The organism is Pseudoxanthomonas sp. OG2 (genome assembly GCF_014192765.1).
Classification (GTDB): domain Bacteria; phylum Pseudomonadota; class Gammaproteobacteria; order Xanthomonadales; family Xanthomonadaceae; genus Pseudoxanthomonas_A; species Pseudoxanthomonas_A beigongshangi.
In genome coordinates this window covers 1,142,485-1,168,286 of sequence record NZ_JACHYM010000001.1, presented here as the reverse complement: position 1 = coordinate 1,168,286, position 25,802 = coordinate 1,142,485, and the positions used below count along the sequence as shown (strand labels likewise).

Below are 25,802 nucleotides of genomic sequence, written 5' to 3'. Positions count from 1 at the left end.
AATCCCGGAGAAAACCATGAAAGATTTGCTCAACCTCTTCAACCAGCAGCGCCAGACGCTGGATTTCGACGCGATCAAGATCGCGCTGGCTTCGCCGGACCTGATCCGTTCCTGGTCCTACGGTGAAGTGAAGAAGCCGGAAACGATCAACTACCGTACCTTCAAGCCGGAGCGCGATGGCCTGTTCTGCGCCGCCATCTTCGGCCCGATCAAGGACTACGAGTGCCTGTGCGGCAAGTACAAGCGCATGAAGCACCGCGGCGTGGTCTGCGAGAAGTGCGGTACCGAAGTCACCCTGGCCAAGGTGCGCCGCGAGCGCATGGGCCACATCGACCTGGCCTCACCGGTCGCGCACATCTGGTTCCTCAAGTCGCTGCCCTCGCGCATCGGCCTGATGCTGGACATGACCCTGCGCGACATCGAGCGCGTGCTGTACTTCGAAGCCTACGTGGTCACCGAACCCGGCCTGACCACCCTGGAACGCCGCCAGCTGCTCACCGAAGAGCAGTACATGCAGGCGCGCCAGGAGCACGGCGACGACTTCGACGCCGCGATGGGCGCCGAGGCGGTCTATGACCTGCTGCGCACCATCGACCTGCAGGCCGAGATGGTCAACCTGCGCGAGGAAATCGCCAGCACCAACTCCGAGACCAAGCTCAAGCGCCTGACCAAGCGCATCAAGCTGATCGAGGCGTTCCTGGAGTCGGGCAACCGTCCGGAATGGATGGTCATGACCGTCCTGCCGGTGCTGCCGCCGGATCTGCGACCGCTGGTGCCGCTGGATGGTGGTCGCTTCGCGACCTCCGACCTGAACGACCTGTACCGCCGCGTCATCAACCGCAACAACCGCCTGCGTCGCCTGCTGGAGCTGAACGCCCCGGACATCATCGTGCGCAACGAAAAGCGCATGCTGCAGGAATCGGTCGACGCGCTGATGGACAACGGCCGCCGCGGCCGCGCCATCACCGGCACCAACAAGCGCCCGCTCAAGTCGCTGGCCGACATGATCAAGGGCAAGCAGGGCCGCTTCCGCCAGAACCTGCTCGGCAAGCGCGTTGACTACTCCGGCCGTTCGGTCATCGTGGTCGGCCCGTACCTCAAGCTGCACCAGTGCGGCCTGCCGAAGAAGATGGCGCTGGAGCTGTTCAAGCCGTTCGTGTTCGCCAAGCTGCAGCGTCGCGGCCTGGCCACCACCATCAAGGCCGCCAAGAAGCTGGTCGAGCGTGAAGAAGCCGAAGTCTGGGACATCCTGGAAGAGGTCATCCGCGAACACCCGGTGCTGCTGAACCGTGCGCCGACCCTGCACCGCCTGGGCATCCAGGCGTTCGAGCCGGTGCTGATCGAAGGCAAGGCGATCCAGCTGCATCCGCTGGTCTGCACCGCGTTCAATGCCGACTTCGACGGTGACCAGATGGCCGTGCACGTCCCGCTGTCGCTGGAAGCGCAGCTGGAAGCCCGCGCGCTGATGATGTCGACCAACAACATCCTGTCGCCCGCCAACGGCGAGCCGATCATCGTGCCGTCGCAGGACGTCGTGCTCGGCCTGTACTACATGACCCGCGCCCTGGAGAACAAGAAGGGCGAAGGCATGGCGTTCGCCAACATCTCCGAGGTCAAGCGCGCCTACGACAACCGCGTGGTCGAGCTGCACGCCAAGGTCAAGGTCCGCATCACCGAGGTGGTGACCGACGAGGACGGCAGCAAGCAGCGCAAGTCGTCGATCGTGGACACCACGATCGGCCGCGCGCTGCTGGCCGACATCCTGCCGGAAGGCCTGCCGTTCGCGCTGGCCAACACCGAGTTGAACAAGAAGGCCATCAGCCGCCTGATCAACTCCAGCTACCGCATGCTGGGCCTGAAGGACACGGTCGTGTTCGCCGACAAGCTGATGTACACCGGCTTCGCCTACGCGACCCGCGCCGGCGTCTCCATCGGCATCGACGACATGCTGATCCCGGCCGAGAAGAAGGGCATCCTGGGCGAAGCCGAGCAGGAAGTGCTGGAAATCCAGGAGCAGTACCAGTCGGGCCTGGTCACCGCCGGCGAGCGCTACAACAAGGTGGTCGACATCTGGTCGCGCACCAACGAGCGCATCGCCAAGGCGATGATGGACACGATCGGTACCGACAAGGTGCAGAACGCCAAGGGCGAGACCATCAACGAAAAGTCGATGAACTCGCTGTACATCATGGCCGACTCCGGCGCGCGTGGTAGCCAGGCGCAGATCCGCCAGCTGGCCGGCATGCGCGGCCTGATGGCGCGCCCCGATGGTTCGATCATCGAGACGCCCATCAAGGCGAACTTCCGCGAAGGCCTGAACGTGCAGGAGTACTTCAACTCCACCCACGGTGCCCGAAAGGGTCTGGCCGATACCGCGTTGAAGACGGCGAACTCGGGTTACCTGACCCGCCGCCTGGTCGACGTGGCGCAGGACGTGGTGATCACCGAAGTGGACTGCGGCACCAGCGAAGGCCTGACCATGACTCCGATCGTGGAAGGCGGCGACGTGGTCGAGCCGCTGCGCGATCGCGTGCTGGGTCGTGTCGTGGCCGAGGACGTGTTCCTGCCGGGCAACGACGAGGATCCGATCGTCACCCGCAACACCCTGCTGGACGAAGCCTGGGTGCAGAAGCTGGAAGACGCCAGCGTGCAGTCCATCAAGGTGCGTTCCACCATCACCTGCGAATCCGAGTTCGGCGTGTGCGCGCACTGCTACGGTCGTGACCTGGCCCGCGGCCACATCGTCAACATCGGTGAAGCGGTCGGCGTCATCGCCGCCCAGTCGATCGGCGAGCCCGGCACCCAGCTGACCATGCGTACGTTCCACATCGGTGGTGCGGCTTCGCGTGCGGCGGCGGTGGACAACATCACCGTCAAGACCACCGGCTCGATCAAGTTCAACAACCTGAAGTACGTCGAGCACGCCAACAGCAGCCTGGTCGCGGTCTCGCGTTCGGGCGAACTGTCGGTGCTGGACGGCCACGGTCGCGAGCGCGAGCGCTACAAGCTGCCCTACGGCGCCACCATCAACGTCAAGGACGGCGACCAGATCACCGCCGGCCAGGCCGTGGCGAACTGGGATCCGCACAACCACCCGATCGTCTCGGAAGTGGCCGGTTTCGTCCGCTTCGTGGACTTCGTCGATGGCGTCACCGTCATCGAGAAGACCGACGAGCTGACCGGCCTGGCCTCGCGCGAGATCACCGATCCGAAGCGCCGCGGTTCGCAGGGCAAGGATCTGCGCCCGATCGTCCGCATCGTCGACAAGGACGGCAAGGACCTGAACATCCCGGGCACCGATCTGCCGGCGCAGTACCTGCTGCCGCCGCGCTCGATCGTCAACCTGCAGGACGGCGCCCCGGTGGGCGTGGGCGACGTGGTCGCCAAGATCCCGCAGGAAGCCTCGAAGACCCGCGACATCACCGGTGGTCTGCCGCGCGTGGCCGACCTGTTCGAAGCGCGCAAGCCGAAGGATCCGGCGATCCTGGCCGAGCGCTCCGGCGTGATCAGCTTCGGCAAGGACACCAAGGGCAAGCAGCGTCTGATCATCAAGGACACCGATGGTTCGGAGCACGAGGAGCTGATTCCGAAGTTCCGCCAGATCATCGTGTTCGAAGGCGAGCACGTGACCAAGGGCGAAACCATCGTGGACGGCGAGCCGAGCCCGCAGGACATCCTGCGCCTGCTGGGCGTGGAACCGCTGGCGGCCTATCTGGTGAAGGAAATCCAGGACGTGTACCGCCTGCAGGGCGTGAAGATCAACGACAAGCACATCGAGGTGATCACCCGCCAGATGCTGCGCAAGGTCGAGATCACCGATACCGGCAACAGCAAGTTCCTGTCCGGCGAGCAGGTCGAGAAGCAGCGCCTGATCGAGGAGAACGTCAAGCTGGCCGCCCGCAACGAACTGCCGGCCAAGTACGACCCGGTCCTGCTGGGCATCACCAAGGCCTCGCTGGCGACCGAATCGTTCATCTCGGCGGCTTCGTTCCAGGAGACCACCCGCGTGCTGACCGAGGCGGCCGTTCGCGGTACCCGCGACAGCCTGCGCGGCCTGAAGGAAAACGTGATCGTCGGCCGCCTGATCCCGGCCGGTACCGGCTTGGCCTACCACAACCAGCGTCGCCGCAACGCCTCCGGTCTGACCGAGGCGGAAGTGGATGCGCTGGCCGGCAGCCCGGCCGAAGCTTCGACCCCGGCCCCCGCGGCCGAGGAAGCCGGCGAGGAGTCCAGCGCCAGCTAAAAACGGCAAGATGGCGGCCTCTCAGGGCCGCCCCAGACCACGAAATGAGGGGCAGGGAGCCCCTCGTTTTCGGCCCAGGAAGGGCGGGATCGCAAACCTGTAGAGGCCCCCGGCATACACCGCATTGACGGTGTCGCCGGGTGCCAGCTATACTTTTCCGTCTCGGTGGGCCGGTTCGCGGCCTGCCGTCGTTTTCACGCAACAAGGCTCCGGCCTTCACCCAAAGAATCCAAACATGGCAACCATCAACCAGCTGGTCCGCAAGCCGCGGCAGGCAACCACTTACAAGAGCGCCTCGCCGGCGCTGGACAAGTGCCCGCAGCGTCGCGGCGTGTGCACGCGCGTCTACACCACCACCCCGAAGAAGCCGAACTCGGCGCTTCGCAAGGTGGCCAAGGTGCGCCTGACCAACCAGGAAGAAGTCATCAGCTACATCGGTGGCGAAGGTCACAACCTGCAGGAGCACTCCGTGGTGCTCGTGCGTGGCGGTCGTGTGAAGGACCTGCCGGGCGTGCGTTACCACACCGTCCGCGGTTCGCTCGACGCCTCCGGCGTCGCCAAGCGTCGCCAGGGCCGTTCCAAGTACGGCGCCAAGCGCCCGAAGGCTTAAGGTTAAGGAAGAAGAACTATGTCGCGTAAAGGCTCAGCTCCCCAGCGTGAAGTCCTGCCGGATCCCAAGCACGGCAGCCAGACGATCGCCCGTTTCATCAACATGGTCATGCTCAGCGGCAAGAAGTCCGTCGCCGAGAAGATCGTCTATGGCGCCATGGATGTCATCGGCGAAAAGAACCCGAATGCCCTGGAACTGGTCGAGAAGGCGCTGGACAACGTCGCCCCGACCGTCGAGGTGAAGTCCCGCCGCGTCGGCGGTGCGACCTACCAGGTGCCGGTCGAAGTGCGTTCCAGCCGCCGTCTGGCGCTGGCGATGCGCTGGTTGATCGAATCCGCCCGCAAGCGCGGCGAGAACTCGATGCCGCGCAAGCTGGCCGCCGAACTGCTGGACGCCTCGGAAAACCGCGGTGGCGCCATCAAGAAGCGTGAAGAGACCCACCGCATGGCGGAAGCGAACAAGGCGTTCGCCCACTACCGCTGGTAACAAGCCAGGCCCCCTTGCAACCGGGGGCCATCGGCACCATCTAGGTGCCCCAAGCGGCCTGTCCGCAGAACCCGAAGGCCGCCGCAAGGCGGCATTCGGCCATATAGAAGATCGCCCTCCACGGAGGACCGGATTCCCGTCGGTTCTCCCATCAGAAAAGAGAGACTGTCGTGGCTCGCACCACTCCCATCGAGCGTTACCGCAACTTCGGCATCATGGCCCACATCGACGCGGGCAAGACCACCACGTCCGAGCGCATCCTGTTCTACACCGGCAAGAGCCACAAGATCGGTGAAGTGCACGAAGGTGCCGCCACGATGGACTGGATGGAGCAGGAGCAGGAGCGCGGTATCACCATCACTTCCGCCGCCACCACGGCGTTCTGGAAGGGTATGGACGGCTCGTTCCAGGAACACCGCTTCAACATCATCGACACCCCCGGGCACGTCGACTTCACCATCGAAGTCGAGCGTTCGCTGCGCGTGCTCGACGGCGCGGTGTTCGTGCTGTGCTCGGTCGGTGGCGTGCAGCCGCAGTCCGAGACGGTGTGGCGCCAGGCCAACAAGTACTCCGTGCCGCGCATGGCGTTCGTCAACAAGATGGACCGCACCGGTGCCAACTTCGACAAGGTCGTCGGCCAGCTGAAGTCGCGCCTGGGCGCGTACGCCGTGCCGATGCAGGTGCCGATCGGTGCCGAGGACGGCTTCGAGGGCGTGGTCGACCTGCTGAAGATGAAGGCCATCCACTGGGATGTCGCCTCGCAGGGCACCAAGTTCGAATACCGCGACATCCCGGCCGAGCTGAAGGAAAAGGCCGAGGCGGCGCGCGCGTTCATGATCGAAGCCGCGGCCGAAGCCTCGGAAGCGCTGATGGACAAGTACCTCAACGACGGCGAGCTGTCGGAAGCCGACATCATCGCCGGTCTGCGCGAGCGCACCCTGAAGGTGGAAATCGTGCCGGTGTTCTGCGGTTCGGCGTTCAAGAACAAGGGCGTGCAGGCCATGCTGGACGGCGTGGTCAACCTGCTGCCGTCGCCGGCGGATCGTCCGCCGGTGCAGGGCATCGACGAGAACGAGAAGGAAGACAGCCGCAAGGCGTCCGACACCGAGCCGTTCTCGGCGCTGGCGTTCAAGATCATGACCGACCCGTTCGTCGGCTCGCTGACCTTCTTCCGCGTCTACTCGGGCGTGCTGAATTCGGGCGACCAGGTGTACAACCCGGTCAAGTCGAAGAAGGAGCGCGTGGGCCGCATCCTGCAGATGCACTCCAACCAGCGTGATGAAATCAAGGAAGTGCGCGCGGGCGACATCGCCGCGGCGGTGGGCCTGAAGGACGTCACCACCGGCGACACCCTGTGCGCGCAGGATCACATCATCACCCTGGAGCGCATGGTGTTCCCGGAGCCGGTGATCTCGATGGCGGTCGAACCGAAGACCAAGTCGGACCAGGAAAAGATGGGCATCGCGCTGGGTCGCCTGGCCCAGGAAGATCCCTCGTTCCGCGTGCGCACCGACGAAGAGTCCGGCCAGACCATCATCTCCGGCATGGGCGAGCTGCACCTGGACATCATCGTCGACCGCATGAAGCGCGAGTTCAACGTTGAAGCCAACGTCGGCAAGCCGCAGGTGGCCTACCGCGAAACCATCCGCAAGAAGGTCAAGCAGGAAGGCAAGTTCGTGCGCCAGTCGGGCGGTCGCGGCCAGTACGGCCACATCGTCATCGAGATGGAACCGCAGGAACGCGGCGTCGGCTTCTCCTACGAGAGCGCGATCGTCGGCGGCGTGGTGCCGAAGGAATACGTCACCGCCGCGGGCAAGGGCATCGAGGAAGCGATGAAGAACGGCGTGCTCGCCGGCTTCCCGGTGGTCGACGTCAAGATCGTCGCGGTCGATGGCTCGTTCCACGACGTGGACTCCAACGAAATGGCGTTCAAGGTCGCCGGCTCGATGGCGTTCAAGGAAGCCTTCAGCAAGGCCAGCCCGGTCCTGCTCGAGCCGATGATGAAGGTCGAAATCGTCACTCCGGAGGAATACCTGGGTGACGTGATGGGCGACGTGAGCCGTCGTCGCGGCATCCTGCAGGGCCAGGACGACAGTCCGTCCGGCAAGGTGATCAACGCGATGGTGCCGCTGGGCGAAATGTTCGGCTACGCCACCACGCTGCGCTCGATGTCGCAGGGTCGCGCCACCTTCACGATGGAGTTCGACCACTACGCCGAAGCGCCGGCCAACATCGCCGACGCGGTCGTCAAGAAGAATTAATGCAGGGAAACGGGATTCGGGATTCGAGATTCGCAAGAGCATGAATCCCGTTTTTCCCCAATCCCCCGTCTCAAATCCCCAATATCGGAGTTTTCAAAATGGCAAAGGGTAAGTTCGAGCGCACCAAGCCGCACGTGAACGTGGGCACGATTGGTCACGTTGACCACGGCAAGACGACGCTGACGGCGGCGCTGACGAAGGTGGGTGCCGAGCGCTTTGGCGGCGAGTTCAAGGCGTACGACGCGATTGACGCGGCGCCGGAAGAGAAGGCTCGCGGCATCACGATTTCGACGGCGCACGTGGAATACGAAAGCCCGACGCGCCACTACGCGCACGTGGACTGCCCGGGTCACGCGGACTACGTGAAGAACATGATTACCGGTGCGGCGCAGATGGACGGCGCGATTCTGGTGTGCTCGGCCGCGGACGGCCCGATGCCGCAGACGCGCGAGCACATCCTGCTGTCGCGCCAGGTGGGCGTGCCGTACATCGTGGTGTTCCTGAACAAGGCGGACATGGTGGACGACGCCGAGCTGCTGGAACTGGTGGAAATGGAAGTTCGCGAGCTGCTGACCAAGTACGAGTTCCCGGGCGACGACACCCCCATCATCCACGGTTCGGCGCGCCTGGCGCTGGAAGGCGACCAGTCGGAGATTGGCGTGCCGGCCATCCTGAAGCTGGTGGAAGCGCTGGACACGTTCATTCCGGAGCCGCAGCGTGACGTGGACAAGCCGTTCCTGATGCCGGTGGAAGACGTGTTCTCGATTTCGGGCCGTGGCACGGTGGTGACCGGTCGTATCGAGCGCGGCATCATCAAGGTGGGCGACGAAATCGAAATCGTCGGTATCCGTCCGACCCAGAAGACCACGGTCACGGGCGTGGAAATGTTCCGCAAGCTGCTGGACCAGGGCCAGGCGGGCGACAACGCGGGCCTGCTGCTGCGCGGCACCAAGCGTGACGACGTGGAGCGTGGCCAGGTGCTGGCCAAGCCGGGTTCCATCACCCCGCACACCGAGTTCGAAGCCGAGGTGTACGTGCTGTCGAAGGACGAGGGTGGCCGTCACACGCCGTTCTTCAAGGGTTACCGCCCGCAGTTCTACTTCCGGACCACGGACATCACCGGTGCGGTGACGCTGCCGGAAGGCACCGAGATGGTGATGCCGGGCGACAACATCAAGATGACCGTGCAGCTCATCAACCCGGTGGCGATGGACGAAGGTCTGCGTTTCGCCATTCGCGAAGGCGGTCGTACCGTCGGCGCCGGCGTCGTGGCCAAGATCATCAAGTAATGAATCGACGGGGCGGGCCGAAAGGCCCGCCCCGTTTTGTCGGTTCTTTTCCTGGCGAAAGCCGGGGCCATTGAACCGGCAAGGCCAGAAGTACCCCGGCGGGGCAGGGATTCCAGCCTCCGCCGGTCTCCGGTAATAAAAATTCGCCGGATTTGCTGCAAACCAGCAAAAACATCGCTATAATGCGCGCCCCCAGATGGCCCAGCCATCCCGGGATATCGCAATACCCGCGCCGGTTCCCCCTGGGAGGTATGCCGGCGCTACCGCGAAAAGAAGCGCAGGGAGTGCTTCGTGTTCGCCAGACAAGGAGAGTCGCGTGCCTGCCGCCCGGTTTCAGGGGTGGACGCCCCGCTATTGACGGGGCCAGTCATGCGTCCTATACTTTTCTGTCTGGGCGGGCCGGTTTACCGGCCTGCCCAGTTTTTCAGGATGAAACCCCAGGCCGCTCAGGCTCACCGTGACCGCGCTTTCCGGCGGTTCCGGAACGGGGCTGAACGTCTGGACCCTACCGGGGCAAGGCATCCCAGAAGCCGCGCCCGTCGCTCTTTAACGAAGGAAATTCCGTCATGGCGGACCAAAAGATCCGAATCCGGCTCAAGGCGTACGATCATCGCTTGATCGACCGCTCGGCCAGCGAGATCGTTGAGACGGCCAAGCGAACCGGCGCGCAAGTGCGCGGCCCGATCCCGCTGCCGACCAAGATCGAACGCTACACCGTCCTGGTTTCCCCGCACGTCGACAAGGACGCCCGCGACCAGTACGAAACCCGCACGCACAAGCGTGTGCTCGATATCGTCGACCCCAACGACAAGACCGTGGACGCGCTGATGAAGCTCGAACTCGCGGCCGGCGTCGACGTCCAGATCAAGCTGACCTGAGGCCAACGACCATGACCGCGAAGAAGTATTCGTTGGGAATCGTCGGCCGCAAGGCCGGCATGACCCGCGTGTTCACCGAGGACGGCAAGTCCATTCCGGTGACGCTGATTGAAGCCACCCCCAACCGCATCACCCAGATCAAGACCCAGGAAACCGACGGCTACAGCGCTGTGCAGGTTGCCGTCGGCACCCGCCGTGCGTCGCTGGTCACCAAGCCGGTCGCTGGCCACCTGGCCAAGGCCAAGGTCGAAGCCGGTCGTGGCCTGTGGGAACTGCGCGTCGAAGCCGACAAGCTGGGCGACTTCACCGTCGGCGGCGAAATCAAGGCCGACATTTTCGAAGTGGGCCAGAAGGTCGACGTCCAGGGCGTGACCAAGGGCAAGGGCTTCCAGGGCACCATCAAGCGCTGGAACTTCACCATGGGCGACGCCACCCACGGTAACTCGCTGTCGCATCGCGCGCCGGGTTCGCTGGGCCAGCGCCAGACCCCGGGTCGCGTTTTCCCGGGCAAGAAGATGTCCGGTCACATGGGCGCGGTGCAGCAGAGCACCCAGAACCTTGAAGTGGTTCGCGTCGATGCCGAGCGCGGCCTGATCGCTGTCCGCGGCGCCGTTCCGGGTGCTGCCGGTGGCGACGTGATCGTGCGTCCGGCTAGCAAGGCTTAAGGAGAACGACAATGGAACTAGCCATTACAGGTAGCGCCAACAAGCTGTCGGTTTCCGACGCCGTGTTCGGTCGTGAATTCAGCGAAGATCTGGTCCACCAGGTCGTCGTTGCCTATCGCAATGCCGGTCGTGCCGGTACCAAGGCGCAGAAGACCCGCGCCGAAGTCAACGGCACCACCAAGAAGTCGAAGAAGCAGAAGGGCGGTGGTGCCCGTCACGGTGCGCTGACTGCGCCGATCTTCGTCGGCGGCGGCGTGACCTTCGCAGCGAAGCCCCGCAGCTTCGACCAGAAGGTCAACCGCAAGATGTACCGCGCGGCCATCTGCGCGATCCTGTCGGAGCTGAACCGCCAGAACCGCCTGATGGTGGTGGATGCGTTCGACCTCGACACCACCAAGACCAAGACGCTGATCGAAAAGCTGAAGGGTCTGGAAGTCGGTCAGCGTCCGCTGATCGTCACCGAAGACGCCTCCGAGCATCTGTACCTGTCCGCCCGCAACCTGCCGTATGTGGAAGTGCGCGACGTGCAGGGCCTGGATCCGGTCGCCCTGGTGGGCGCCGACAGCGTCGTCGTCACCGCCGATGCCGTCAAGAAGATCGAGGAGTGGCTGGCATGAGCAACGAGAAAATCTTCAGCGTGCTGCGTGCTCCGCGTGTCTCCGAGAAGACGGCGCGCCTGCAGGAAGTTTCCAACCAATACGTCTTTGAAGTTTCGAACGACGCCACCAAGGCCGATGTGAAGGCCGCCGTGGAAAAGTTGTTCGACGTCAAGGTCGAGGCAGTCAATGTGGTCAACGTGAAGGGCAAGAACAAGTCCTTCCGTTTCCGCAACGGCCGTCGCGGCGACTGGCGCAAGGCGTACGTGCGTCTGGCCGAGGGCCAGGCTATCGACGTAACGGCCAAGGCCTGAGGTAGACCCACATGCCATTGATGAAATTCAAGCCAACCTCCGCCGGCCGCCGTTCCGCGGTCCGCGTGGTGACGCCGGACCTGCACAAGGGTGCCCCGCATGCTGCGCTGCTTGAAAAGCAGAGCAAGACCGGCGGTCGCAACCACCACGGCCGCATCACCACCCGCCACATCGGCGGTGGCCACAAGCAGCATTACCGCATCATCGACTTCAAGCGCGACAAGGAAGGCATCCCGGCGCGCGTTGAGCGGATCGAATACGATCCGAACCGCACCGCGCACATCGCGCTGCTGTGCTACGTCGATGGCGAGCGCCGCTACATCATCGCCCCGAAGGGCCTGAAGGCCGGTGACCAGGTCATCGCCGGCAGCGACGCGCCGATCAAGGTCGGCAACACGCTGCCGCTGCGCAACATCCCGGTCGGTACCACCGTGCACGGCATCGAGCTGAAGCCGGGCAAGGGCGCCCAGATCGCCCGCGCCGCCGGTGCTGCCGTGCAGCTGGTTGCCCGCGAGCAGGGCTTCGCCACGCTGCGCCTGCGCTCGGGCGAAATGCGCAAGGTGCAGGTCGAGTGCCGCGCCACCGTCGGCGAAGTCGGCAACGACGAGCACAGCCTGGAAAAGCTGGGCAAGGCCGGTGCCAAGCGCTGGCGCGGCGTAAAGCCGACCGTCCGCGGTGCGGCCATGAACCCGGTTGACCACCCGCACGGTGGTGGTGAGGCCAAGGCCGGCCAGGGCAACCCCCATCCGGTCACCCCCTGGGGTGTGCCGACCAAGGGTTACAAGACGCGCAAGAACAAGCGCACTCAGCAATTCATCGTCCGCGATCGTAGGGGCTAATCGACCATGGCACGTTCACTCAAGAAGGGCCCGTTCGTCGATCACCACCTCATCAAGAAGGTGGAGGCCGCGGGCGGCAGCAAGAAGCCGATCAAGACCTGGTCGCGCCGCTCGATGATCCTGCCGGAAATGGTGGGCTTCACGATCGCCATCCACAACGGCAAGAACCACGTTCCGGTGCTCGTCAACGAGAACATGGTTGGCCACAAGCTCGGCGAATTTGCCGTCACCCGTACCTTCAAGGGCCACGGTGGCGACAAGAAAGCCGGCGGGAAGAAGTAAGGAGAGATGACCATGGAAGCGAAAGCCATCCTGCGCACCGCGCGCATCTCCCCGCAGAAGGCCCGCCTGGTTGCTGACCAGGTGCGTGGCCTGTCGGCCGAACGCGCCGTCAACCTGCTGAAGTTCTCGGACAAGAAGGCCGCCCACCTGATCAAGAAGGTGGTCGAGTCCGCTATCGCCAACGCCGAGAACAACCAGGGTGCCGACGTCGACGAGCTGAAGGTCAAGACCATCATGGTCGACGAAGGTCCGGTGCTGAAGCGTTTCATGGCCCGTGCCAAGGGCCGTGGTACCCGCATTCTTAAGCGCACCAGCCACATCACCGTGGTCGTGGGCGAGGGCAAATAAGTATGGGTCACAAAGTTCATCCGACCGGAATCCGCCTGGGCATCGCCAAGGACTGGAATTCCAAGTGGTTCGCCAACAAGCGCGACTACGCCGACTACCTGGCCGCCGACCTCAAGGTGCGCGAAATGCTGCGCAAGAAGCTGGCGCAGGCGGGCATCTCCAAGATCCTGATCGAGCGTCCGGCCAAGACCGCCCGCGTGACCATCCACACCGCCCGTCCGGGCGTGGTGATCGGCAAGCGTGGTGAGGACATCGAGAAGCTGCGCAAGGAAGTCAGCGACCTGATGGGCGTTCCGGCGCACATCAACGTCACCGAAGTCCGCAAGCCGGAACTGGACGCGCAGCTGGTGGCCGAGTCGATCGCCCAGCAGCTGGAGCGCCGCATCATGTTCCGCCGCGCCATGAAGCGTGCGGTCGGCAACGCGATGCGCCTGGGCGCCCTGGGCATCAAGGTCAATGTCGCTGGCCGCTTGAACGGCGCCGAAATCGCCCGTTCGGAGTGGTACCGCGAAGGTCGCGTGCCGCTGCACACCCTGCGTGCGGACATCGACTACGGCTTTGCTGAAGCCAAGACCACCTACGGCATCATCGGCATCAAGGTGTGGGTCTACAAGGGCGAAATCTTCGATTTCAGCCAGGTGGGCCAGGAAAAGCAGGACGACACGCCGCGCGCCGAACGCAATGAGCGCAGCGACCGTCCGCGTGGACCGCGCCGTGATCGCGAGGCGAGGGAATAATCATGTTGCAACCCAAGCGAACCAAATTCCGCAAGATGCACAAGGGCCGTAACGACGGCCTGAGCTGGAACGGCAACCTCGTCAGCTTCGGCGAGTACGGCCTGAAGGCCACGGCGCACGGTCAGCTGACCGCGCGCCAGATCGAGGCGGCCCGCCGCTCCATCAGCCGTTACGTCAAGCGTGGCGGCAAGATGTGGATCCGCGTGTTCCCCGACAAGCCGATCACCAAGAAGCCGATCGAAGTCCGAATGGGCTCCGGTAAGGGCAACGTGGAGTACTGGGTCGCCCAGATCCAGCCCGGCCGCATGATTTATGAAATCGAAGGCGTCAGCGAGGAAATCGCGCGCGAGGCGTTCCGCCTGGCCGCGGCCAAGCTGTCCGTCACCACCCAATTCGTGACCCGGACGGTGCGCTAATGGAACTCAAGCAACTCCGCGAGAAGTCGGCTGACGAACTGAAGGCCCACCTGACCGATCTGCGCAAGGAGCAGTTCTCCCTGCGCATGCAGAAGGTCACCGGCCAGCTGCCGAAGACCCATGAAACCCGCCGGGTTCGCCGCGAGATCGCTCGCGTCAAGACCCTGCTTGGCGGCAAGAAGTAAGGAGCGCCCGAGATGAGCGATAACAAAGACAAAGCGCAACGCACCATCGAAGGCCGCGTCGTCAGCAACAAGATGGACAAGACCGTCACCGTGCTGGTGGAGCGTCAGGTCAAGCATGCCCTGTACGGCAAGTACATTCGTCGTTCCACCAAGCTGCACGCGCACGACGCGGACAACAGCTGCAAGGAAGGCGACGTGGTGCGGGTGACCGAAATCGCCCCGATGTCCAAGACCAAGAACTGGCGCGTGGTGGAAATCATCACCCGCGCGGCTGAATAAGAGGAGATCTGAATCATGATCCAGATGCAGAGCTACCTTGACGCGGCCGACAACTCCGGCGCCAAGGAACTGATGTGCATCAAGGTGCTGGGCGGCTCCAAGCGCCGCTACGCCGGCATCGGCGACATCATCAAGGTGACCGTCAAGGACGCCATCCCGCGTGGCAAGGTCAAGAAGGGCGAAGTCTACGATGCCGTGGTCGTGCGCACCCGCAAGGGCGTTCGTCGCCCGGACGGTTCGCTGATCCGCTTCGACGGCAATGCCGCCGTGCTGCTCAACAACAAGCAGGAGCCGATCGGTACCCGCATCTTCGGGCCCGTGACCCGCGAGCTGCGTTCCGAGAAGTTCATGAAGATCGTTTCGCTCGCGCCTGAAGTGCTCTGAGCGGAGGACATAGAAATGGCAAACCGTATCAAGAAGGGCGACCAGGTGGTCGTCATCGCCGGCAAGGACAAGGGCAAGAAGGGCGACGTGGTGCGCGTGGACGGTGACCGCGTGGTCGTCTCCAACGTCAACGTCGTCAAGCGCCACACCAAGCCGAATCCGCAGGCGGGCATCGCCGGCGGCGTGGTCGAGCGTGAATCCTCGATCCACATTTCGAACGTCGCGCTGTTCAACCCGGCCACCGGCAAGGGCGAGCGTATCGGTTTCAAGGTCCTGGAGGATGGACGCAAACTGCGTGTGTTCCGCTCCAGTGGTGAGGCGCTCGACGCCTGAGGAATGAGGTCATGACCACCCGTCTCGAAAAAATTTACAAGGAAGAAGTGGCGCCGGCTCTGATGAAGAAGTTCGGTTACACCAATCCGATGGAAGTCCCGAAAATCACCAAGATCACCATCAACATGGGTGTGGGTGAAGCGGCGACCAACAAGAAGATCCTGGAAAACGCCGTGGCCGACCTGGCCAAGATCAGCGGCCAGAAGCCGATCACGACCAAGTCCCGCATTTCGGTGGCTTCGTTCAAGATCCGCGACGGCTGGCCGATCGGTTGCAAGGTGACCCTGCGTCGCGCCAAGATGTACGAGTTCCTGGACCGCCTGATCAACATCTCGCTGCCGCGCGTGCGTGACTTCCGCGGCGTGTCGGGTCGTTCGTTCGACGGCCGCGGCAACTACAACATGGGCGTGAAGGAACAGATCATCTTCCCGGAAATCGACTTCGACCAGGTCGACGCGCTCCGCGGCATGGATATCGCCATCACCACGACCGCCAAGAGCGACGCCGAAGCCAAGGCGCTGCTGGAAGCGTTCAAGTTCCCGTTCCGCAACTGATATCGCGAGGAATACCACACATGGCCAAGACCTCAATGGTGAACCGCGATATCAAGCGGGCCAAGCTGGCGAAGAAGTACGCCACCAAGCGCGAAGCGCTGAAGAAGATCATCTCGGGCACCACCGCTTCCTATGAAGAAAAGATGGAAGCCGTGACCAAGCTGCAGAAGCTGCCGCGCGACTCGTCGCCGTGCCGCGAGCGCAACCGCTGCGAGCTGTCCGGCCGTTCGCGCGGCGTCTACCGCAAGTTCGGCCTCGGCCGCAACAAGCTGCGCGAAGCCACCATGCGTGGCGACGTGCCGGGCCTGCGCAAGGCCAGCTGGTAAGCCATCCGGCCTCCCGGGCACGCTCCGGGATGGCCAGAATCCGAGTCCGGCACATGCCGGACTTGTTGCTGTACAATTGCCGGTTCCCGCGGCCCGCCGCGGATCGGGGCCCCGTCGGGGCCGCCACCTGGGGCTTCCAGGCACAACCCAAGATTTTCGCGAAAGCGGATATCGGTGCTACTCAAAAGGCATTTACTTATGAGCATGACTGATCCCATCGCCGACATGCTGGTCCGCATCAAGAATGCGGCCGCGGTCGGCAAGCAGACGGTGAAGATGCCGTCCTCCAAGATCAAGGCCTCGATCGCCAACGTCCTGAAGTCGGAAGGCTACATCGCCGACGCGCGCGTGACGAAGACGGAAAACAACAAGGCCGAGCTGGAAATCGTCCTGAAGTACTTCGAAGGCAAGCCGGTCATCGAGAAACTGTCGCGCGTGTCCCGTTCGGGCCTGCGCCAGTACCGTGGCAAGGCCGAGCTGCCGAAGGTCCTCGGCGGCCTGGGCGTCGCCATCATTTCCACCTCCAAGGGCATCATGACCGATGCGCAGGCGCGCCAGCAGGGCGTCGGCGGTGAAGTCCTGTGCTTCGTGGCCTAACGGAGTAAGCCAATGTCCCGTGTAGCCAAAAAGCCGATTGCCCTGCCCAAGGGCGTTGAAATCAACCTCCAGGCGGAAACGCTGACCGTCAAGGGCCCGAAGGGCACCCTGGCGATCACCAAGCCCGCCGGCGTCGAAGTGAAGATCGAGAACGGCGTTGCCAACCTGGCGCCGGAAGCCATCGAGCACGACGCCATCACCGGTACCATCCGCGCCATCCTCGCCAACATGGTGAAGGGCGTGTCCGAAGGTTTCGAGCGCAAGCTGGAACTGGTCGGCGTGGGTTACCGTGCCGCGATGCAGGGCAAGGATCTGAGCCTGTCGCTCGGCTTCTCGCACCCGGTCGTGTTCAAGGCGCCGGAAGGCATCACCATCGCCACCCCGACCCAGACCGAAATCCTGGTCCAGGGCGCGGACAAGCAGCGCGTGGGCGAAGTCGCCGCCAAGATCCGCGGTTTCCGTCCGCCGGAGCCCTACAAGGGCAAGGGCGTGAAGTACTCCGACGAGACCATCATCCGTAAGGAAGCGAAGAAGGCGTAAGCACGCCTTCGGCTTCGAGGAACCAGATCATGAGCATCAAGAACACCGCCCGCCTGCGCCGCGCCAAGTCGACCCGTGCGCACATCCGCGAACTGGGTGTGCCGCGCCTGTCCGTCCTGCGTACCGGCCAGCACATCTACGCCCAGCTGTTCACCGCCGACGGCGCCAAGGTCATCGCTTCGGCGAACACCCTGCAGTCCGACGTGAAGGATGGCCTGAAGAACGGCAAGAACAGCGACGCCGCCGCCAAGGTCGGCAAGCTGATCGCCGAGCGCGCCAAGGCCGCGGGCATCGAGAAGGTGGCCTTCGACCGTTCCGGTTACCGCTTCCATGGCCGCATCAAGGCCCTGGCCGACGCGGCCCGCGAAGGCGGCCTGCAGTTCTAATCTTGAAAGGCATGGGGGCGACCCCATGCCTTGACCTGCCGGCGCGGGCTGCGCCGGGCGCCCCGGTCCTTGTGTGACCGGAAGCGTGGCAACGAAGTACTCCACAACCATAAGTGGCCAAGCCACAAATCCACATCAACCAAGGATTTCGAAATGGCAGAACAACGTGAACCGCGGGGTCGTGATCGCGACCGCAACCGCGAAGAGAAAGTCGACGACGGCATGATCGAGAAGCTGGTCGCGGTCAACCGCGTCAGCAAGACCGTCAAGGGCGGCCGCCAGTTCACCTTCACCGCGCTGACGGTGGTGGGCGACGGCGCCGGCAAGATTGGCTTCGGCTACGGCAAGGCGCGCGAAGTGCCGGTCGCCATCCAGAAGTCGATGGAGTATGCCCGCAAGAACATGTCCAACGTCGACCTGAACAACGGCACCCTGTGGCACCCGGTCAAGGCCGGTCACGGCGCGGCGCGCGTGTTCATGCAGCCGGCGTCGGAAGGTACCGGCGTGATCGCCGGCGGCGCGATGCGCGCCGTGCTTGAAGCGGTCGGCGTGAAGAACGTGCTGGCCAAGGCTGTCGGTTCGCGCAACCCGATCAATCTGGTGCGCGCCACCCTGAAGGGCCTGAACGACATGCAGTCGCCCACCCGCATCGCGGCCAAGCGCGGCAAGAAGGTGGAGGAACTCCTCAATGGCTAACGAGTCCAACAAGACCGTCAAGGTCCGCCTGGTGCGCGGCCTGCGTGGTTCCCAGTCCCGCCACCGCCTGTCGGTGAAGGCGCTGGGCCTGAACAAGCTGAACGATGTGCGTGAACTCAAGGACAGCCCGCAGGTTCGCGGCCTGATCGCCAAGGTCCACTACCTCGTCAAGGTCGAGGAGTAATCATCATGCGTCTGAATACGTTGAAGCCCGCCGAGGGCGCCCGCGCCGAACGCACCCGCGTTGGCCGCGGTATCGGTTCCGGCCTGGGCAAGACCGCCGGTCGCGGTCACAAGGGTTCCTTCGCCCGTGCGGGCAAGGGCAAGATCAAGGCGAAGTTCGAAGGCGGCCAGATGCCGCTGATCAAGCGTCTGCCGAAGGTCGGTTTCCGCTCCAAGCTCAAGCAGGACACCGCGGAAGTGCTGTCCTACCAGCTGGACAAGCTGGAAGCCGGCGAGATCGACTTCGCCGCGCTGCGTGCCGCCAAGCTGGTCCCCAGCACCGCCAAGCGCGCCAAGATCGTCAAGAAGGGCGAACTGACCAAGAAGTTCGTGCTGAAGGGCGTGCTGGCCACCGCAGGTGCCAAGGCGGCTATCGAAGCCGCCGGCGGCAGCGTGCAGGAGTAAGTGACGCATGGCGCAGGGTAATGCCGCCAGCGCGCTGGCAGGCGCAGGCAAGTTCACCGAACTCCGCCAGCGCCTGCTGTTCGTGCTGGGTGCCTTGATCGTCTATCGCATCGGCTGCTACGTGCCGGTGCCGGGCGTCAATCCCGACGCCATGCTCGCGATGATGCAGAACCAGGGCGGCATAGTGGACATGTTCAACATGTTCTCGGGTGGCGCCCTGCATCGCTTCAGCATCTTCGCGCTGAACGTAATGCCGTACATCTCGGCGTCGATCGTGATGCAGCTGGGCGTGCACATCTTCCCCAGCCTGAAGGCGATGCAGAAGGAAGGCGAGTCCGGCCGCCGCAAGATCACCCAGTACTCGCGCATCGGCGCGGTGCTGCTGGCGGTCGTGCAGGGCGGCAGCATCGCCGTCGCGCTGCAGAACCAGGTCGCTCCGGGCGGCGTGCCGGTGGTGTATGCACCGGGCCTCGGCTTCGTCCTGACCGCCGTGGTGGCACTGACCGCCGGCACCATCTTCCTGATGTGGCTGGGCGAGCAGGTGACCGAGCGCGGCGTCGGCAACGGCGTGTCGTTGATCATCTTCGCCGGCATCGTCGCGGGCCTGCCGGGCGCCGTGCTGACCACCTTGGAAGCCTTCCAGGCCGGTACGCTCAGCGCCATCTCGCTGATCATCATCGTGCTGGTGGTCTTCGGCTTCACCTTCTTCGTGGTGTTCGTGGAACGCGGCCAGCGCCGCATCACTGTGAATTACGCACGCCGCCAGGGTGGCCGCAGCGCGTACATGAACCAGACCTCGTTCCTGCCGCTGAAGCTCAACATGTCCGGCGTCATCCCGCCGATCTTCGCCTCCAGCATCCTGGCCTTCCCGGCCACGCTGGCGATGTGGTCCGGCCAGAACGGCGCGACCACCTGGTTGCAGCGCATCTCGCAGGCGCTGGCGCCGGGCGAACCGCTGCACATGATCGTGTTCGCGGCGATGATCATCGGCTTCGCGTTCTTCTACACGGCGCTGGTGTTCAACTCGCAGGAAACCGCCGAGAACCTGAAGAAGTCGGGCGCGCTGATTCCGGGCATCCGTCCGGGCAAGGCCACGGCGGATTACGTCGACGGCGTGCTGACCCGCCTGACCGCGGCCGGCTCGCTGTACTTGGTGGCGGTCTGCCTGCTGCCGGAAGTGATGCGGACCCAACTGGGCACGTCGTTCTACTTCGGCGGCACCTCGCTGCTGATCGTGGTGGTGGTGGTGATGGACTTCATCGCGCAGGTCCAGGCGCACCTGATGTCGCACCAGTACGAAAGCCTGTTGAAGAAGGCAAATTTGAAGGGCGGTTCCCGCGGCGGACTTTCGCGCGGATAATCGCTCCCCTGGCGCGGAAGCCTTCCGCGCGGCCGGCCCGAGAGGACCGGACCAACCAAAAGGGCGGCCCGGGCGGCGATCTCGCGCACGGGTGTGAAGCCGCCGGTCCTGCGCCAGAGTAGCGCGGGCGGGGCAGGGCCCCGGGGGAAACCCCGGAAGCCCGGCACCAGGCAGCTTCCGGCGCCGGAGCATGGGCACACTCCCCATGCCGGGCTTCGTGCCGACCCCTGGTCGGCGCGGGCTTCCCAGTAACCCGAGATCTTGCTAAAATTTCCAGTTCACTCCGTCCGTCTGCCCGTTTTCCTTGCCGGAAGGCGGCCTGCCGGGCCATCAAACACAGTTGGAGACCGCGTCATGGCGCGTATTGCAGGTGTCAACCTGCCTGCCCAGAAGCATGTCTGGGTCGGTTTGCAAAGCATCTACGGCATTGGCCGTACCCGTTCCAAGAAGGTCTGCGAAGCCGCTGGCGTCGCATCGACCACCAAGATCCGCGACCTGTCGGAGCCGGAAGTCGAGCGCCTGCGCGCCGAAGTCGGCAAGTACGTGGTCGAGGGCGACCTGCGCCGTGAAGTCGGCATCGCGATCAAGCGCCTGATGGATCTGGGCTGCTATCGCGGTCTGCGCCATCGCCGCGGCCTGCCGCTGCGCGGCCAGCGCACCCGCACCAACGCCCGTACCCGCAAGGGTCCGCGCAAAGCCATCAAGAAGTAAGGGGCGACCATCATGGCCAAGCCAGCTGCTGCCAAAGTCAAGAAGAAGATCAAGCGCGTCATCACCGACGGCGTCGCCCACGTCCACGCTTCTTTCAACAACACCATCGTCACCATCACCGATCGCCAGGGCAATGCGCTTTCCTGGGCGACCTCCGGTGGTGCCGGTTTCCGCGGTTCGCGCAAGTCGACCCCGTTCGCTGCACAGGTCGCCGCCGAGAAGGCCGGCCGAGCCGCACTGGATTACGGCGTGAAGTCGCTGGAAGTCCGCATCAAGGGCCCGGGTCCGGGCCGTGAGTCGGCCGTTCGTTCGTTGAACAACGTCGGCTACAAGATCACCAACATCATCGACGTGACGCCAATCCCGCACAACGGGTGCCGTCCGCCGAAGAAGCGTCGCGTCTAAGGGGGCGATAAGAAATGGCTCGTTATATCGGTCCTACCTGTAAGCTCGCGCGCCGCGAAGGCGCCGACCTGTCCCTGAAGAGCCCGGCCCGCGCGCTGGACTCCAAATGCAAGCTGGAGCAGAAGCCCGGCCAGCACGGTGCCGCCCGCAAGGGCAAGCTGTCCGACTACGCCACCCAGCTGCGCGAAAAGCAGAAGGTCAAGCGTATCTACGGTCTGCTGGAGCGCCAGTTCCGCAACTACTACAAGAAGGCCTCGACCAAGAAGGGCAACACCGGCGAGAACCTGCTGCAGTTGCTGGAAACCCGCCTGGACAACGTGATCTACCGCATGGGCTTCGCCGTGACCCGTCCGGCCGCCCGCCAGCTGGTCTCGCACCGCGGCGTGCTGGTCAACGGCAAGCCGGTCAACCTGCCGTCCTACCAGGTCAAGGCCGGTGACGCGATCGCCCTGTCGGAGCGTGCCCAGAAGCAGCTGCGCGTGCAGGAGTCGCTGACCCTGTCCGAACAGCTCGACCTGAGCCCGTCCTGGATCGAAGTCGACGCGAAGAAGTTCAGCGGCGTGTTCAAGGCCGTGCCGGAACGTTCCGACCTGCCTGCGGACATCAACGAAGCGCTGATCGTCGAGTTGTACTCGAAGTAATTCATTCACGCACCCCCGATGCCCCCGTCGGGGGTTTGCAGGAGACAAAGCAACATGACGGGTATCACTCAGCAAGTGCTGCGCCCCCGCGGCCCGCAGATCGAGCGTCTGACCGACAACCGCGCCAAAGTGGTCATCGAACCGCTGGAGCGTGGTTACGGCCATACGCTTGGCAATGCGCTGCGCCGCGTGCTGCTCTCCTCGATTCCCGGCTTCGCGATCACCGAAGTCGAGATCGACGGCGTGCTGCACGAATACAGCACCATCGAAGGCCTGCAGGAAGACGTGCTGGAAGTCCTGCTGAACCTCAAGGATGTGGCCATCCGCATCCACACCGGCGATTCCTCGACCCTGACCCTGAGCAAGCAGGGTCCGGGCGTGGTGACCGCCGCCGACATCAAGACCGATCACAACGTCGAAATCCTCAATCCGGACCTGGTCATCTGTAACCTGACTAAGGACACCGCGATCAACATGCGCCTGAAGATCGAGCGCGGTTTCGGCTACCAGCCGGCGGCTGCCCGCCGTCGTCCGGATGAAGAGACCCGCAGCATCGGTCGCCTGGTGCTGGACGCCTCGTTCTCGCCGGTCCGCCGCGTCGCCTACGCCGTGGAAGCCGCGCGCGTGGAGCAGCGTACCGACCTGGACAAGCTGGTCCTGGACATCGAGACCAACGGCACGATCGACGCAGAGGAAGCCGTGCGCACCGCCGCCGACATCCTCAGCGACCAGCTGTCGGTGTTCGGCGACTTCACCCACCGCGACCGCGGCGCGGCCAAGCCGGCCAGCAGCGGCGTGGATCCGGTGCTGCTGCGTCCGATCGACGATCTGGAGCTGACCGTGCGTTCGGCCAACTGCCTCAAGGCCGAGAGCATCTACTACATCGGCGACCTGATCCAGAAGACCGAAGTGGAGCTGCTCAAGACCCCGAACCTCGGCAAGAAGTCGCTGACCGAGATCAAGGAAGTCCTGGCGCAGCGTGGCCTGTCCTTGGGCATGAAGCTGGAGAACTGGCCGCCGGCCGGCGTCGCCCAGCACGGCATGCTCGGCTAAGCCGCACGCAGTCATCGCAATACCCGCGCCTCCGGGCGCGGGTGGTTTCACCAGAGCAACAACGTCGACGGACCTGAAGGTCCGCGACGGTTTCCGGCCAGGGAGCACAGGCCGGTTCGGGCCATCCGCAGTCCAAGTTCCAACGCCAGGAAGGCGACAACGACGTCCAACAGCTTCAACATTCATCATCAGGAATCAAGACCATGCGCCACCAGAAAGCCGGCCGCAAGTTCAGCCGCACCAGCGCCCATCGCGAAGCGATGTTCAGCAACATGGCTGCCTCGCTGATCAAGCACGGCCTCATCCGTACCACCCTGCCCAAGGCCAAGGAACTGCGCCGCGTCGCCGAGCCGCTGATCACCCTGGCCAAGGTCGACGGCGTCGCCAACCGCCGCCTCGCCTTCTCGCGCCTGCGCGACAAGGAAGCCGTCGGTACCCTGTTCACCACCCTCGGCCCGCGCTACCAGTCCCGTCCGGGCGGTTACCTGCGTATCCTCAAGTGCGGTTTCCGCGCTGGCGACAATGCGCCGATGGCCTACGTGGAACTCGTGGACCGTCCGGAAGCGGCCGAGTAATCGCCGTCCCGCAGGACCCCGAAAGACCCCGGCGATGCCGGGGTTTTTTGTGTCCGGAGGATCCGGCCCCGGCGATGGGAACGGAATGCGGATTCCCGGCCGGCGTGCCGTCCTTGGGGAGGAGGCCGCGAAGGGAATCGCTGGTAACCAGGTGGAATTTGTTTTTGGCCTTCACACGGCGATAATGCGCCTTACCCGTCCGCAGCGAGCTTTCATGAACCCGTTCCGCTGGTCGTTCCGCGCGCAGTTTCTCCTTGGCTTCGTCATCTGCGCCGGCCTGTTGGGCTATGCGCTGTATCTGGAGCATGTCCAGGGGCTGATTCCCTGTCCGCTGTGCACCTTCCAGCGCGGTGCGTTCGCGCTGCTGGCGCTGGTGTTCCTGCTGGGTGGCCTGCACTCGCCGAAGGCGGCGGGCGGGCGCGGCTTCTACGGCATCCTCGGACTGGCGGCGGCCGGGCTGGGCATCGGTATCGCCGGACGCCACGTCTGGCTGCAGGGCCTGCCGCCGGATCAGGTGCCGGCCTGTGGCCCGGATCTGGCCTACATGATGGAAGCCTTCCCGATGGGCGACGTGCTGAGGCAGGTCCTGACCGGCTCCGGCGAATGCGCCAAGGTCGACTGGGCCTTCCTGGGCCTGTCGATGCCGGGCTGGGCGTTGGTCTGGTTCGTGCTGCTGGCCCTGTGGGCGCTGTTCGCCGCGTTCAAGCGGCGCAAGTCGCGCTACTACTGAGGTTTGACGCGGCGCACCATTCTGTCACCATGGTGGACCGCACGAGGAATCCCCATGAGCTCCCCCGATCGCAATCTCCGCGCCGTCAGCCTGCCCGCGAACTGGGCGCCCGACAGTTGGCGCGAACGGCCGGCGGTGCAGATGCCGACCTATCCCGACGCCGCGGCGCTCGCGTCGGCGCTGGCCGAACTTCGGCAGTTGCCGCCGCTGGTGACGTCGTGGGAAATCTTCGCGCTGAAGAAGCAGCTGGCCGAGGCGCAGGAAGGCAAACGCTTCCTGTTGCAGGGTGGTGACTGCGCCGAGAGTTTCAGCGACTGCGAATCGGGACTCATCTCCAACCGGTTGAAGGTCCTGCTGCAGATGAGCCTGGTGCTGGTGCATGGCCTGCGCCTGCCGGTGGTGCGGGTGGGACGGTTCGCCGGCCAGTACGCCAAGCCACGTTCGGCCGACAACGAGACCCGCGACGGGACCACGCTGCCCAGCTACCGCGGCGATCTGGTCAACCGGCCGGAGTTCACCGCGGAGGCGCGGATCCCGGATCCGCGCCGGATGATCAAGGCGCATGCGCGTTCGGCGATGACGATGAATTTCGTGCGCGCGCTGATCGACGGCGGTTTCGCCGACCTGCACCATCCGGAATACTGGAACCTGAGCTGGGTGGGCTACTCGCCGCTGGCGGCCGAGTATCAGGACATGGTGCGCTCGATTGGTGACGCCGTGCGCTTCATGGAGACCCTGTCCGGATCCGAACTCCACAATCTCAATCGCATCGATTTCTATACCTCGCACGAAGCGCTGCTGCTGCCGTACGAGGAAGCGTTGACCCGTGAAGTGCCGCGCCAGTGGGGCTGGTTCAACCTGAGCACGCACTTCCCGTGGATTGGCATGCGCACCGCGGCGGTCGATGGCGCGCACGTGGAGTACCTGCGCGGCGTACGCAATCCGATCGCCATCAAGGTGGGGCCGTCGGTCTCGCCCGATCAACTGCTGCGCCTGATCGATGTGCTGAATCCGGAAGACGAGCCGGGCCGCTTGACCTTCATCCACCGCATGGGCGCGACCCAGATCGCCGAGAAGCTGCCGCCGTTGCTGGAAGCGGTCCGCCGCGACGGCCGGCGCGTGCTGTGGGTCTGCGATCCGATGCACGGCAATACCGAGAGCACTTCGAACGGCTACAAGACCCGTCGGTTCGACAACATCCGGGGCGAGGTCGAGCAGTCATTCGATCTGCACGCAGCGGCCGGAACCCGGCTGGGAGGCGTGCACCTGGAACTGACCGGCGAGGACGTCACCGAATGCACCGGTGGCGCGCGCGAACTGACCGACGCCGACCTGGAGCGCGCATATCGCTCGACCGTGGACCCACGTCTGAACTACGAGCAATCGCTGGAAATCGCGATGTCGATCGTGCGCAAGCAGAACCAGCTGGCGTCGCCGGCCGGGCGCTGAGCCCGAC

The 25,802-nt window shown here is 64.4% G+C and carries 34 protein-coding genes; all 34 read left to right on the top strand.

Annotated features, from left to right (window positions below):
* Window positions 1–16 precede the first annotated feature (16 nt).
* The 34 genes from rpoC (at window position 17) to FHW78_RS05345 (ending at window position 25,795) form a co-directional block, all read left to right on the top strand.
* The gene (gene rpoC / locus FHW78_RS05510) at window positions 17–4,243 is read left to right on the top strand and encodes a DNA-directed RNA polymerase subunit beta' (RefSeq protein WP_183638691.1); all 4,227 of its coding nucleotides are present in this window, start codon (window positions 17–19) and stop codon (window positions 4,241–4,243) included.
* A gap of 235 nt (window positions 4,244–4,478) precedes the next feature.
* Window positions 4,479–4,853 (top strand): 30S ribosomal protein S12, encoded by a 375-nt coding sequence (rpsL, locus tag FHW78_RS05505; RefSeq protein WP_141455877.1) that lies wholly within the window; start codon window positions 4,479–4,481, stop codon window positions 4,851–4,853.
* A gap of 18 nt (window positions 4,854–4,871) precedes the next feature.
* Window positions 4,872–5,339 carry a 30S ribosomal protein S7 gene (rpsG, locus tag FHW78_RS05500; RefSeq protein ID WP_141455878.1) on the top strand — a complete coding sequence of 156 codons (468 nt, stop codon included), beginning with the start codon at window positions 4,872–4,874 and terminating at the stop codon, window positions 5,337–5,339.
* Between the two features lie 170 nt (window positions 5,340–5,509).
* A complete protein-coding gene (fusA, locus tag FHW78_RS05495) occupies window positions 5,510–7,600 on the top strand; it encodes an elongation factor G (protein ID WP_183638689.1) in 2,091 nt (696 codons plus the stop codon).
* Window positions 7,601–7,698: 98 nt separating this feature from the next.
* On the top strand, window positions 7,699–8,889 hold the full coding sequence (gene tuf / locus FHW78_RS05490; RefSeq protein ID WP_183638687.1) for an elongation factor Tu: 1,191 nt from the start codon (window positions 7,699–7,701) through the stop codon (window positions 8,887–8,889).
* 566 nt (window positions 8,890–9,455) lie between these two features.
* Window positions 9,456–9,767: a 30S ribosomal protein S10 gene (gene rpsJ / locus FHW78_RS05485; protein WP_022968186.1), complete on the top strand. Its 312-nt coding sequence runs from the start codon at window positions 9,456–9,458 to the stop codon at window positions 9,765–9,767.
* An 11-nt stretch (window positions 9,768–9,778) separates the two neighbouring features.
* The gene (gene rplC, locus FHW78_RS05480) at window positions 9,779–10,432 is read left to right on the top strand and encodes a 50S ribosomal protein L3 (RefSeq protein ID WP_183638685.1); all 654 of its coding nucleotides are present in this window, start codon (window positions 9,779–9,781) and stop codon (window positions 10,430–10,432) included.
* An 11-nt stretch (window positions 10,433–10,443) separates the two neighbouring features.
* A complete protein-coding gene (gene rplD / locus FHW78_RS05475; RefSeq protein ID WP_141455881.1) occupies window positions 10,444–11,049 on the top strand; it encodes a 50S ribosomal protein L4 in 606 nt (201 codons plus the stop codon).
* Entirely contained in the window at window positions 11,046–11,342 is a 297-nt protein-coding gene (gene rplW, locus FHW78_RS05470) for a 50S ribosomal protein L23 (protein WP_141455882.1), read from the top strand. The genes rplD and rplW overlap by 4 nt, the downstream gene beginning before the upstream one ends.
* A gap of 11 nt (window positions 11,343–11,353) precedes the next feature.
* Window positions 11,354–12,181: a 50S ribosomal protein L2 gene (rplB, locus tag FHW78_RS05465; protein ID WP_141455883.1), complete on the top strand. Its 828-nt coding sequence runs from the start codon at window positions 11,354–11,356 to the stop codon at window positions 12,179–12,181.
* A 6-nt stretch (window positions 12,182–12,187) separates the two neighbouring features.
* Entirely contained in the window at window positions 12,188–12,463 is a 276-nt protein-coding gene (rpsS, locus tag FHW78_RS05460) for a 30S ribosomal protein S19 (RefSeq protein ID WP_183638682.1), read from the top strand.
* Between the two features lie 12 nt (window positions 12,464–12,475).
* Complete coding sequence (gene rplV / locus FHW78_RS05455; RefSeq protein ID WP_079724420.1) at window positions 12,476–12,811, top strand: 50S ribosomal protein L22; 336 nt, start codon at window positions 12,476–12,478, stop codon at window positions 12,809–12,811.
* Between the two features lie 2 nt (window positions 12,812–12,813).
* Window positions 12,814–13,548, top strand: coding sequence for a 30S ribosomal protein S3 (gene rpsC / locus FHW78_RS05450; protein ID WP_141455884.1), 735 nt, complete (start codon window positions 12,814–12,816; stop codon window positions 13,546–13,548).
* A gap of 2 nt (window positions 13,549–13,550) precedes the next feature.
* A complete protein-coding gene (gene rplP / locus FHW78_RS05445; protein ID WP_183638680.1) occupies window positions 13,551–13,964 on the top strand; it encodes a 50S ribosomal protein L16 in 414 nt (137 codons plus the stop codon).
* A complete protein-coding gene (gene rpmC, locus FHW78_RS05440) occupies window positions 13,964–14,149 on the top strand; it encodes a 50S ribosomal protein L29 (RefSeq protein ID WP_141455886.1) in 186 nt (61 codons plus the stop codon). The genes rplP and rpmC overlap by 1 nt, the downstream gene beginning before the upstream one ends.
* A gap of 12 nt (window positions 14,150–14,161) precedes the next feature.
* On the top strand, window positions 14,162–14,428 hold the full coding sequence (gene rpsQ, locus FHW78_RS05435) for a 30S ribosomal protein S17 (RefSeq protein WP_183638678.1): 267 nt from the start codon (window positions 14,162–14,164) through the stop codon (window positions 14,426–14,428).
* 15 nt (window positions 14,429–14,443) lie between these two features.
* Entirely contained in the window at window positions 14,444–14,812 is a 369-nt protein-coding gene (gene rplN, locus FHW78_RS05430; RefSeq protein ID WP_013535986.1) for a 50S ribosomal protein L14, read from the top strand.
* Window positions 14,813–14,827: 15 nt separating this feature from the next.
* Complete coding sequence (gene rplX, locus FHW78_RS05425) at window positions 14,828–15,145, top strand: 50S ribosomal protein L24 (protein WP_141455888.1); 318 nt, start codon at window positions 14,828–14,830, stop codon at window positions 15,143–15,145.
* 11 nt (window positions 15,146–15,156) lie between these two features.
* On the top strand, window positions 15,157–15,699 hold the full coding sequence (gene rplE, locus FHW78_RS05420) for a 50S ribosomal protein L5 (protein WP_141455889.1): 543 nt from the start codon (window positions 15,157–15,159) through the stop codon (window positions 15,697–15,699).
* 20 nt (window positions 15,700–15,719) lie between these two features.
* Complete coding sequence (gene rpsN, locus FHW78_RS05415) at window positions 15,720–16,025, top strand: 30S ribosomal protein S14 (RefSeq protein ID WP_183638676.1); 306 nt, start codon at window positions 15,720–15,722, stop codon at window positions 16,023–16,025.
* A 198-nt stretch (window positions 16,026–16,223) separates the two neighbouring features.
* Window positions 16,224–16,622 carry a 30S ribosomal protein S8 gene (gene rpsH / locus FHW78_RS05410; protein WP_141455891.1) on the top strand — a complete coding sequence of 133 codons (399 nt, stop codon included), beginning with the start codon at window positions 16,224–16,226 and terminating at the stop codon, window positions 16,620–16,622.
* 12 nt (window positions 16,623–16,634) lie between these two features.
* Entirely contained in the window at window positions 16,635–17,162 is a 528-nt protein-coding gene (gene rplF / locus FHW78_RS05405) for a 50S ribosomal protein L6 (protein ID WP_183638674.1), read from the top strand.
* Window positions 17,163–17,191: 29 nt separating this feature from the next.
* The gene (gene rplR, locus FHW78_RS05400; RefSeq protein ID WP_183638672.1) at window positions 17,192–17,548 is read left to right on the top strand and encodes a 50S ribosomal protein L18; all 357 of its coding nucleotides are present in this window, start codon (window positions 17,192–17,194) and stop codon (window positions 17,546–17,548) included.
* A 153-nt stretch (window positions 17,549–17,701) separates the two neighbouring features.
* Window positions 17,702–18,244, top strand: coding sequence for a 30S ribosomal protein S5 (gene rpsE / locus FHW78_RS05395; protein WP_141455894.1), 543 nt, complete (start codon window positions 17,702–17,704; stop codon window positions 18,242–18,244).
* Window positions 18,237–18,428 carry a 50S ribosomal protein L30 gene (rpmD, locus tag FHW78_RS05390; protein WP_055941302.1) on the top strand — a complete coding sequence of 64 codons (192 nt, stop codon included), beginning with the start codon at window positions 18,237–18,239 and terminating at the stop codon, window positions 18,426–18,428. The genes rpsE and rpmD overlap by 8 nt, the downstream gene beginning before the upstream one ends.
* On the top strand, window positions 18,428–18,871 hold the full coding sequence (gene rplO, locus FHW78_RS05385; protein ID WP_181444278.1) for a 50S ribosomal protein L15: 444 nt from the start codon (window positions 18,428–18,430) through the stop codon (window positions 18,869–18,871). Before rpmD ends, rplO begins: the two co-directional genes overlap by 1 nt.
* A 7-nt stretch (window positions 18,872–18,878) precedes the next feature.
* On the top strand, window positions 18,879–20,231 hold the full coding sequence (gene secY, locus FHW78_RS05380) for a preprotein translocase subunit SecY (protein ID WP_183638670.1): 1,353 nt from the start codon (window positions 18,879–18,881) through the stop codon (window positions 20,229–20,231).
* A 354-nt stretch (window positions 20,232–20,585) separates the two neighbouring features.
* A complete protein-coding gene (gene rpsM, locus FHW78_RS05375; RefSeq protein WP_055943298.1) occupies window positions 20,586–20,942 on the top strand; it encodes a 30S ribosomal protein S13 in 357 nt (118 codons plus the stop codon).
* A 12-nt stretch (window positions 20,943–20,954) separates the two neighbouring features.
* Window positions 20,955–21,347, top strand: a complete 393-nt coding sequence (rpsK, locus tag FHW78_RS05370; protein ID WP_055941307.1) for a 30S ribosomal protein S11 — start codon at window positions 20,955–20,957, stop codon at window positions 21,345–21,347.
* A gap of 14 nt (window positions 21,348–21,361) precedes the next feature.
* Complete coding sequence (gene rpsD, locus FHW78_RS05365) at window positions 21,362–21,988, top strand: 30S ribosomal protein S4 (RefSeq protein WP_141455897.1); 627 nt, start codon at window positions 21,362–21,364, stop codon at window positions 21,986–21,988.
* Between the two features lie 54 nt (window positions 21,989–22,042).
* Window positions 22,043–23,041 (top strand): DNA-directed RNA polymerase subunit alpha, encoded by a 999-nt coding sequence (gene rpoA, locus FHW78_RS05360; RefSeq protein ID WP_141455898.1) that lies wholly within the window; start codon window positions 22,043–22,045, stop codon window positions 23,039–23,041.
* A 203-nt stretch (window positions 23,042–23,244) separates the two neighbouring features.
* Window positions 23,245–23,616, top strand: coding sequence for a 50S ribosomal protein L17 (rplQ, locus tag FHW78_RS05355; RefSeq protein WP_183638668.1), 372 nt, complete (start codon window positions 23,245–23,247; stop codon window positions 23,614–23,616).
* 214 nt (window positions 23,617–23,830) lie between these two features.
* Window positions 23,831–24,346, top strand: a complete 516-nt coding sequence (locus tag FHW78_RS05350; RefSeq protein ID WP_183638666.1) for a disulfide bond formation protein B — start codon at window positions 23,831–23,833, stop codon at window positions 24,344–24,346.
* A 54-nt stretch (window positions 24,347–24,400) separates the two neighbouring features.
* Window positions 24,401–25,795: a 3-deoxy-7-phosphoheptulonate synthase class II gene (locus tag FHW78_RS05345; protein WP_183638664.1), complete on the top strand. Its 1,395-nt coding sequence runs from the start codon at window positions 24,401–24,403 to the stop codon at window positions 25,793–25,795.
* The last annotated feature ends 7 nt before the right edge of the window (window positions 25,796–25,802 follow it).